The 3,095-nt window shown below is 70.4% G+C and carries 4 protein-coding genes; all 4 read left to right on the plus strand.

Features of this window, described 5'->3' with window-relative positions:
* The coding region (locus tag C1I97_RS34150) for a sensor histidine kinase (protein ID WP_111006872.1) at positions 1 to 1,126 on the plus strand (1,126 nt) is incomplete at its 5' end.
* A gap of 38 nt (positions 1,127 to 1,164) precedes the next feature.
* Complete coding sequence (locus tag C1I97_RS34155; protein WP_111006875.1) at positions 1,165 to 1,995, plus strand: response regulator transcription factor; 831 nt, start codon at positions 1,165 to 1,167, stop codon at positions 1,993 to 1,995.
* A 148-nt stretch (positions 1,996 to 2,143) separates the two neighbouring features.
* A complete protein-coding gene (locus C1I97_RS34160) occupies positions 2,144 to 2,374 on the plus strand; it encodes a Flp family type IVb pilin (RefSeq protein WP_111006873.1) in 231 nt (76 codons plus the stop codon).
* Complete coding sequence (locus C1I97_RS34165; RefSeq protein ID WP_111006874.1) at positions 2,374 to 2,973, plus strand: pilus assembly protein TadG-related protein; 600 nt, start codon at positions 2,374 to 2,376, stop codon at positions 2,971 to 2,973. Before C1I97_RS34160 ends, C1I97_RS34165 begins: the two co-directional genes overlap by 1 nt.
* Positions 2,974 to 3,095: the final 122 nt, after the last annotated feature.

The raw sequence follows: 3,095 nt of genomic DNA on the forward strand, positions 1-3,095 counted from the left end.
CCTCAACGCCGCCCCCGGCCTGGCCACCCGCCTGGTCAGCGCCGCGGTCGTCATCACCTTCATGGGCTCCTACGTCCTCTTCAGGGACTGGGAACGCTTCGGCCCCCTCCTCCTGCGCCACCCCGTCCTCCTCGCCGTGGACACCCTCTTCGGCGCCCTCCTCCTGATCGCGGCGGGCCCGGACAGCACACTGGCCTACGTCAGCGTGTGCACCCCCCTCCTCGCCGGCCTCGTCTACAGCTGGCGAGGCGCGGGCGTCTTCGCCTCGCTCCAGTCGCTGATCCTGCTGGTCGTCCACGCCAGCTCGAAGGAACTCTCCACGAACCTGGCCCAGTCGGCCCTCTTCCCCGGCCTGTGCGTCATCGCGGGCGCGGCCGGTGTCACCCTGCGCAACCTGCTCCTCCGCTTCGGCGAGGCCACCCAGGCCCTCACCACGGTCCAGGCCCGCCTCGCCGTCACGGAGGCGGTCGCCGCCGAACGCGCCCGCCTCGCCCGGGAGATGCACGACTCGGTGGCGAAGACCCTGCACGGCGTGGCCCTGGCCGCCGACGGCCTGGCGGGCTCGGCCGGAGCGGACCGCATGGACCCCGCCCTGGTCGGGCGGCAGGCGGAACTGGTCGCCCGCTCGGCCCGCCGGGCCGCCGCCGAGTCCCGCGAACTGCTGATGGACCTGCGCCGCGAGAACGACCCGGACCACGGCACCGACGTGCTCGCCGAACTCGCCGCCCGCACACACGCCTTCAGTGCCCGTACCGGCCTTGCCGCCGACTGCCGCCCGACCGGCGGGTCCGGCGTCCCGCCGGTTCCGCCCGCCGTGACCCGTCAGATCCTGACCATCGCCTCGGAAGCGATGGAGAACGCCCACCGCCACGCGGCGCCCACCCGCGTCGACGTACGCGCGGGCGTCCACGGCGACCTGCTGCGCATCAGCGTGTACGACGACGGGCGCGGCCTGCCGCCCGGCACCAACCTCGAACAGCTCCGCCGCACGGGCCACTTCGGGCTGGTCGGCATGGTGGAGCGCGCGGCCTCGGTGGGCGCCCGCATCCGCATAGGCCGCGGCACCCACCCCAGGGGCACGGAGGTCCGCCTGGAACTGCCGCTGGGAGCGCTGACGAGGACATGACCTGCGATCCCGCCACGACCCGAGAGGAGGCCGCCGCCATGCCGGCCGAGACGACTCCAGACCCCTTCGAGGGCTTCCCACAGCCCGCCCCGGCCGCCCCCCTCCGCGTGGTCGTGGCCGACGACAACCCCGTGGTCCGCGCCGGCCTGACGGCCCTGCTCTCCGGCCGCGCGGACATCACGGTGGTCGCGGAGGCCGCGGACGGCCGCGCCGCCTGGGAGGCCGCGCAGCGCCACCGCCCCGACGTCGTCCTGCTCGACGTCCGCATGCCCGGCGTGGACGGCATCTCGGCCCTGCCGCACCTGGTCCGGATCGCCCCGGTCGTGATGCTGACCTACAGCCGCGAGTCGGACATCGTCCAGGAGGCGCTGCGCCGGGGCGCGGGCGGCTACCTGGTCCACGGCGAGTTCACCGCCGACCAGTTGGTCTCCGCCGTACGGGACGTCAAGGAGGGCAGAGCCCACTTCACCCACACGGCGGCGGGCGCCCTGCTGGCCCGGCTGCGCCAGGACGAAGATGCGACTGCACACGGTTCAGAACCCCCAATAGCCGCTGACCCAGCTAATTCTGCGAAAAACCTTTCGCGACTGCAACCGCATGTGGGACAGTCGTCGTCTGGGTGGACAGGTGGCCGTCCGGCCGCCGTCGACAGGTCGAGGTTCCCACTCAGCACCAGGGAGGCGGAGATCATGGACCTCATCGCGTCCGGCATGACCAACCAGCAGATCGCCGCCGCCTGCTTCATCAGCGAGAAGACCGTCAAGAACCACATCAACCGCATCTTCGCCAAGCTCCACAGCACCAGCCGCTCCGAGGCCGCCGCCAAATGGCTGGGTACGGCCCCGAGTTCCTCACGAGGGTTGGAGTGAGAGGGGATGACGGTGATACGGAGGAAACGCGGCCGGGTCTCTCTTTGGGCCCGGGATTGGGCCCACGGACCCTCGGGCGGACCGTGCGCTCCGGCATACGTTTCCGGTGTCGCAAGCGGCACCGAGACCGAACCCGGAGGGGAACACCATGAGCGACCTGATGCTGAAGACCGCGGTTGCGACCAAGGTCCGCGTGCACGGCTGGAAGAACACGACGGCCGAGGCGATGCGCCGCCGCGCCGGCGACAGGGGGCAGACCGCGGTCGAGTACCTGGGCATCATCGCGGTGGTGGTGGCGATCGTGCTGGCGATCACGGGGACCAACGTCGGCCAGACGATTCTCAACAAGATCCAGCAGAAGATCAACGAAATCACCTGATGCGGCGACCCGGATACGGCGACGCAGGGCAGGCCTTCCCCATCTACATCACGGTGGTGGCGGGCCTGCTCTTTCTCGCGTTCGCTTACTTGGCAGTCGGCCAAGCGGCGGCCAATCGGAACGGGGCGCAGACGGCGGCAGACGCGGCGGCACTGGCGGCGGCGCAGGACACCCGAGACCAGCTCGCGGGCAAGTGGGCCGACACTGTGCTCGACCCGACCCAGTGGCAGGGCCTTCTCGACGGCAGCGCGGCGCAGTTGAACGGCTGCTGGCGTGCGTATCAGCTGGCAGGACAGAACGAAGCACACGTGGACGACTGCCAACCGCAGCTGGCAACGCTGAGGTACACGGTGTACGTCCAGACCGACAAACCCGTCGGGAAGTCCATCGTTCCGGGCACGGAGGGCGTGCGCTCCAAGGCACACGCCAGTGCCGTCATCAAGCCGCTCTGCACGTTCGACCCTCTCGCCGAGGGCTCCGACGACAAGGACGTGCTCCCACGGCTCACCTGCAAGGGCAGGAACTGGAACCTCGACCCGCACCACCTCACGGATCTGCCGCGACCCGAGGACCTCTTCGACGTCCATCTGGCCGACTGACAAGCGAACGACGAGTGGAGAAGGAAACAGAGCGATGAGTATTCGGTTCACTGCGAAGGCCCGCAGGAGGATGGTCGCGTTGACCATCGCGGCCGGTTTGGCCCTTGGCGTGGTCGGTTGTG

This window comes from Streptomyces sp. NTH33 (assembly GCF_003236365.1).
GTDB lineage: Bacteria > Actinomycetota > Actinomycetes > Streptomycetales > Streptomycetaceae > Streptomyces.